4 protein-coding genes and 1 pseudogene are annotated in these 5,765 nt (G+C 70.9%); all 5 read left to right on the top strand.

From position 1 onward, the window contains the following. Positions 1-308: 308 nt before the first annotated feature. The 5 genes and pseudogenes from ACFWYS_RS46400 (at position 309) to ACFWYS_RS46420 (ending at position 5,643) form a co-directional block, all read left to right on the top strand. Entirely contained in the window at positions 309-1,448 is a 1,140-nt protein-coding gene (locus ACFWYS_RS46400) for a bifunctional MaoC family dehydratase N-terminal/OB-fold nucleic acid binding domain-containing protein (RefSeq protein ID WP_384783142.1), read from the top strand. Then, positions 1,435-1,824: pseudogene (locus ACFWYS_RS46405) on the top strand (MaoC family dehydratase); the annotation flags it as partial. The gene ACFWYS_RS46400 and the pseudogene ACFWYS_RS46405, both read left to right, overlap by 14 nt. A gap of 104 nt (positions 1,825-1,928) precedes the next feature. After that, positions 1,929-3,095, top strand: coding sequence for a lipid-transfer protein (locus ACFWYS_RS46410; RefSeq protein ID WP_384783133.1), 1,167 nt, complete (start codon positions 1,929-1,931; stop codon positions 3,093-3,095). 146 nt (positions 3,096-3,241) lie between these two features. Continuing rightward, on the top strand, positions 3,242-3,811 hold the full coding sequence (locus ACFWYS_RS46415) for a SigE family RNA polymerase sigma factor (protein ID WP_384783136.1): 570 nt from the start codon (positions 3,242-3,244) through the stop codon (positions 3,809-3,811). 176 nt (positions 3,812-3,987) lie between these two features. Next, positions 3,988-5,643, top strand: a complete 1,656-nt coding sequence (locus ACFWYS_RS46420) for a long-chain fatty acid--CoA ligase (RefSeq protein ID WP_384783139.1) — start codon at positions 3,988-3,990, stop codon at positions 5,641-5,643. Positions 5,644-5,765 lie beyond the last annotated feature (122 nt).

The raw sequence follows: 5,765 nt of genomic DNA on the forward strand, positions 1-5,765 counted from the left end.
GTGCCGCGGGTGCCCTGCGCGCGGCGCCGGCGTTGGTGGAGGGGTGTGTTGGGGGGGTCGCCACGGCCGTGGGGGTCGGACCTGGGGGGCCGCCCCCCCCCCGCTTTTCGTCGGCCTTGACAGTGCGTCGCATCTGACGGACAGTCAGAAACCTGTCTCGGGGCCTGTCCTGAAGTTTCCGGAGCCGGGTGGGAACCGGATCGGTGGTCGCGGTGTACCAGAAGTGACATTGCGATACGCCGCGGGGCGATGCGGGCGATGAGGGCGAGGGGACGACGGTGGGCTACGAGCCGGAGGCGGGCCAGAGGGTGGAAGCGGGCGAGGAGTTCGAGGCGCGGCTGGTGGCGTACGAGGCGCGGCTGAAGGCGTACGAGGGGCGGTCGGCCGCCGTGGCCCGCGCGGGCCGGGACCCCGTCAACGCACCCATGATCCGGCACTGGTGCGAGGCGATGGGTGACACCAACCCGGCGTATCTGGGGCCGGACGCCATCGCACCCCCCACCATGCTCCAGGCGTGGACCATGGCCGGCCTCTCCGGCCATACGACGCGCACGCACGCGTACGACGAGCTGCTCGGCCTGCTCGACCAGGCGGGCTACACCTCGGTCGTCGCCACCGACTGTGAGCAGGAGTATCTGTGCCCCCTGCGGCCGGGGGACGAGATCACCTTCGACTCGATGATCGAGTCGGTGTCGGAGAGGAAGACCACGAAGCTCGGCACGGGGTACTTCGTCACGACCCGCATGGACATCCACGTCGGCCCCGACCTCGCGGGCACACACCGCTTCCGCATCCTCAAGTACGCACCCATACGCCGCTCAGGGCAGCCGGACCGGCAACAGAAGCCGTCGGAGCGGGGCGTCGACGGTCGGCAACAGCAGCCGTCGGAGCGGGGCGTCGACGGTCGGCAACAGCAGTCGTCGGAACAGCACGCCGACGGTCGGCGGCAGAAGCCGTCAGGGCAGGACGCCGACGGCCGACCGCAGAAGCCCGCGCGCCCCCTCCCCGTCGTCAACCGCGACAACGCCGGCTTCTGGGAGGGCGTCCAGCGCCACAGACTGCTCATCCAGCGCTGCACCGGCTGCGGCACCCTGCGCCACCCGTGGCTGCCCGGCTGCAACGCCTGCGGCGGTCTGGACTGGGACACGGTCGAGGCGAGCGGCGAGGGCACGGTCTATTCGTACGTCGTGATGCACCACCCGCCCTTCCCTGCCTTCGACCCGCCCTACGCGGTCGCCCTGGTCGAACTGGCCGAGGGAGTGCGGATGATCGGCAACGTGGTCGGGGCGCCGTACGACAAGGTGCGCATCGGGCTGCCGGTGCGGCTCGAATTCCAGGAGTACGAGGAGGAGTTGGTGCTGCCGGTCTGGTGCGCCGAGGAGGGGGCTGCTCAAGAAGGGACGGCTCAAGAAGGGACGGCTCGGGAGGGGACACATGAACGCCGGTGACGAAGTGCCCCCGCTGGAGATCCCGATCACCCGCACGCTGATCGTCGCCGGTGCCATCGCCTCCCGTGACTACCAGGATGTGCACCACGACGCGGAGTTGGCCCGCCAGAAGGGCTCCCCGGACATCTTCATGAACATCCTGACGACAAACGGCCTGGTCGGCCGCTACATCACCGACCACTTCGGACCGACGGCCATGCTGCGCAAGGTGGCCATACGGCTCGGGGCGCCCAACTACCCCGGGGACACGATGGTGTTGACGGGCAGAGTCGAGGAGGTCGACGGCGACACGGCGACGGTACGAGTGGTCGGGGCCAACGGCATCGGCAAGCACGTGACCGGCACGGTGACGGTGACGGTGCCGCTGGGGTCACCCGGGTCACCGGGATCGGCTGAGCCACCGGAGGCACCGGAGCCACCGGCGTCGGCGATCACCGCCCCCTCACCGGCCCCAGGCACCGAGCCCTCGGAGGACCCGGCATGAGCGTGCGCAGGCGGGATGCCCTTGCCGGGCGGGCGGCGATTGTCGGTGTCGGGGCCACCGAGTTCTCCAAGGACTCGGGGCGCAGTGAGCTTCGGCTGGCCGTGGAGGCGGTGCGGGCCGCGCTGGACGACGCGGGGCTGACGCCGGGGGACGTGGACGGGATGGTGACGTTCACGATGGACACCAGCCCGGAGATCACCGTGGCCCAGGCCTGCGGCATGGGTGAGCTGTCCTTCTTCTCCCGCGTCCACTACGGCGGCGGCGCGGCCTGCGCGACGATCCAGCAGGCGGCGCTCGCCATCGCCACCGGTGTGGCCGAGGTGGTGGTCTGCTACCGGGCGTTCAACGAGCGGTCGGGGCGGCGCTTCGGCTCGGGAGTGCGGCACCGGGAGCCGTCGGCGGAGGGCGCGGCGCTGGGCTGGTCGCTGCCGTTCGGGTTGCTCACCCCGGCGTCCTGGGTGGCGATGGCGGCCCAGCGGTATCTGCACACCTACGGGCTGACGCCGGAGGCGTTCGGGCATGTGGCGGTGATGGACCGCAGGTACGCGGCGACCAACCCGGCCGCCTACTTCCACGGCAGACCCATCACCCTCGCCGACCACGCGGCCTCGCGCTGGATCGTGGAGCCGCTGCGGCTGCTGGACTGCTGCCAGGAGACGGACGGCGGCCAGGCGCTCGTCGTCACGTCCGTCGACCGGGCCCGTGACCTGCCCCATCCGCCGGCCGTCATAGCGGCGGCGGCCCAGGGCGCCGGCCGGGGGCAGGAGCAGATGACGAGCTTCTACCGGGACGACCTCACCGGTCTGCCGGAGATGGCCGTGGTGGCGCGGCAGCTGTGGCGGACGGCGGGGCTGGGGCCGCGGGAGATCGACGTGGGGATCCTGTACGACCACTTCACGCCGTTCGTGCTGATGCAGTTGGAGGAGTTCGGGTTCTGCGGAAAGGGGGAGGCCGCCGGCTTCGTGGCCGAGGAGCGGCTGCCGCTCAACACTCACGGGGGGCAGCTGGGGGAGGCGTATCTGCACGGGATGAACGGAATCGCGGAGGGGGTGAGGCAGGTGCGGGGTACGTCCGTGAACCAGATACCCGGGGCGGGACGGGTCCTGGTGACGGCCGGTACGGGCGTGCCGACGTCGGGTCTGGTGCTTGCCGCCGAGGGATGACCCCCAGGGGTAATCCCGCAGTAGGTGTCCCCCGCTCGTCCACCTTCAGGAGGTGGAGTGGGCCCCACCCCTACAACCTGAGGCGGACGCTTCTTCGGCACCTGCGGCCGATCCGCTCAAGGAGGGGTCGCTCATAGCGTGGAGCCATGACCACACCCGTCTGCACCAGCGCTTCCGAGGCCGCTACATCGGCGAGGCAGACCTTTCCGAACGCGACGTACCCCTCCTTCACGTCGTATGTGCGGGCCCGTCAGCCGGTGCTGCTGCGTACCGCCCGGTCGCTGACCGCGAACCCGAGCGACGCGGAGGACCTGCTGCAGACCGCGCTCACCAAGACATACGTGGCCTGGGAGCGCATCGAGGACCACCGTGCGCTCGACGGCTATGTGCGCAGGGCACTGCTGAACACGAGGACGTCCCAGTGGCGCAAGCGCAAGGTCGACGAGTTCGCCTGTGACGAGCTGCCCGAGCCGGAGCCCGCGCCCGGCCGACAGGACGACCCGGCCGAGCAGCAGGCGCTGCACGACGCCATGTGGCGCGCGATCATGCGGCTGCCCGCGCGGCAGCGGGCGATGGTCGTCCTGCGGTACTACGAGGACCTCAGCGAGGTCCAGACGGCCGAGGTGCTCGGGGTGTCCGTGGGCACGGTGAAGTCGGCCGTGTCGCGTGCGCTGGGCAAGCTGCGCGAGGATCCCGAGCTGGGCCTCGTCCGATAGGGGGACGGCCTCGGGGCAAGCCCCGCCCGCCCGGAGGCGGCCGCCCCCCAGACAGTCTTTCTTTGTCAACGTGACTTGATCGATCAGCGGCACCTAGTGACATACCAAGCGGTATGTGAGCAGAATCAGCGCAACCCTTACCACCGCGTAGGCAATGTCGCCCCCGGGAGGACGCCGTGCTGAGCACCATGCAGGACGTACCGCTGCTGATCTCCAGGATCCTGACCCATGGGTCGACGATCCACGGCACATCGCAGGTCACCACTTGGACCGGCGAGGCCGAACCGCACCGCCGTTCCTTCGCCGAGATCGGTGCCCGTGCGGCGCAGCTGGCACACGCCCTGCGCCAGGACCTGGGCGTGGCCGACGACGAGCGCGTCGCGACCCTGATGTGGAACAACTCGGAGCATGTCGAGGCATACTTCGCGATTCCCTCCATGGGGGCGGTGCTGCACACCCTCAACCTCCGCCTCCCGGCCGAGCAGCTGGCCTGGATCGTCAACCACGCCGCCGACCGGGTCGTCATCGCCAACGGCTCCCTCCTCCCCCTGCTCGCCCCGCTGCTCCCGCACCTCAAGACGGTCGAGCACGTGGTCGTGTCGGGTCCGGGTGACCGCTCCGCCCTCGCGGACGCGGGAGTCCAGGTGCACGAGTACGAGGAGCTGATCGCCGGCAAGCCGGTCACGTATGACTGGCCGGAGCTGGACGAGCGGCGTGCCGCCTCCATGTGCTACACCTCCGGCACCACCGGCGACCCGAAGGGCGTGGTCTACTCCCACCGCTCGATCTACCTGCACTCCATGCAGGTCAACATGACCCAGTCGATGGGTCTGACGGACCAGGACACCTCGCTCGTCGTGGTTCCGCAGTTCCATGTCAACGCCTGGGGTCTGCCGCACGCCACCTTCATGACCGGCGTCAACATGCTGATGCCGGACCGCTTCCTGCAGCCTGCGCCCCTCGCCGAGATGATCGAGCGCGAGAGGCCGACCCACGCGGCCGCCGTGCCCACCATCTGGCAGGGCCTGCTCGCCGAGCTGACCGCGAAGCCGCGGGACGTCTCCACTCTCGGCCAGGTCACCATCGGCGGCTCGGCCTGTCCGCCCTCCCTCATGAAGGCGTTCGACGAGCTGGGCATGCGGGTCTGCCACGCCTGGGGCATGACGGAGACCTCCCCGCTCGGCACGATCGCCCGTCCGCCGGCCCACGCGGTCGGCACGGAGGAGGAATTCGAGTACCGCCTGACCCAGGGCCGCTTCCCCGCCTCCGTCGAGGCCCGCCTCACCGGTCCCGGCGGCGAACGCCTCCCCTGGGACGGCGAGTCCGCCGGCGAGCTGGAGGTGCGCGGCCCCTGGATCGCGGGCGCCTACTACAACGGCCCCGACGGCGAGCCGCTGCGCCCCGCCGACAAGTTCAGCGAGGACGGCTGGCTGAAGACCGGCGACGTCGGCACCATCTCCGCCGACGGCTTCCTCACCCTCACCGACCGCGCCAAGGACGTCATCAAGTCCGGCGGCGAGTGGATCTCCTCGGTCGAGCTGGAGAACGCGCTGATGTCCCACCCGGACGTCGCCGAGGCCGCCGTCGTCGCCGTCCCCGACGACAAGTGGGGCGAGCGCCCGCTGGCCACGGTCGTCCTCAGGGACGGCGCCAGCACCGACTTCGAGACCCTGCGCGCCTTCCTCGCCGAGGAGGGAAAGATCGCCAAGTGGCAGCTCCCGGAGCGCTGGACGGTCATCGCGGCGGTGCCGAAGACCAGCGTCGGCAAGTTCGACAAGAAGGTGCTGCGCAGGCAGTACGCGGAGGGCGGGCTGGACATCACCAAGCTCTGACCGGGGTGTCGTAGGGGAACTGTCGTGGGGGGGGGGGCGCGGCGGGGGCGGGGGGGCGCGCGCCCCCCCCCCCCCGGGCCGCGCGGGGCGGGAGGGGCGGGCGCGGGCGGGTGAGGGGGTCG

This window comes from Streptomyces sp. NPDC059010 (assembly GCF_042740355.1).
In the GTDB taxonomy this organism is placed as follows: Bacteria; Actinomycetota; Actinomycetes; order Streptomycetales; family Streptomycetaceae; genus Streptomyces.

Coding starts and splice junctions, on each gene's coding strand:
- ACFWYS_RS46410 (WP_384783133.1), top strand. CDS start 1,929: ATGAGCGTGCGCAGGCGGGATGCCCTTGCCGGGCGGGCGGCGATTGTC.
- ACFWYS_RS46415 (WP_384783136.1), top strand. CDS start 3,242: ATGACCACACCCGTCTGCACCAGCGCTTCCGAGGCCGCTACATCGGCG.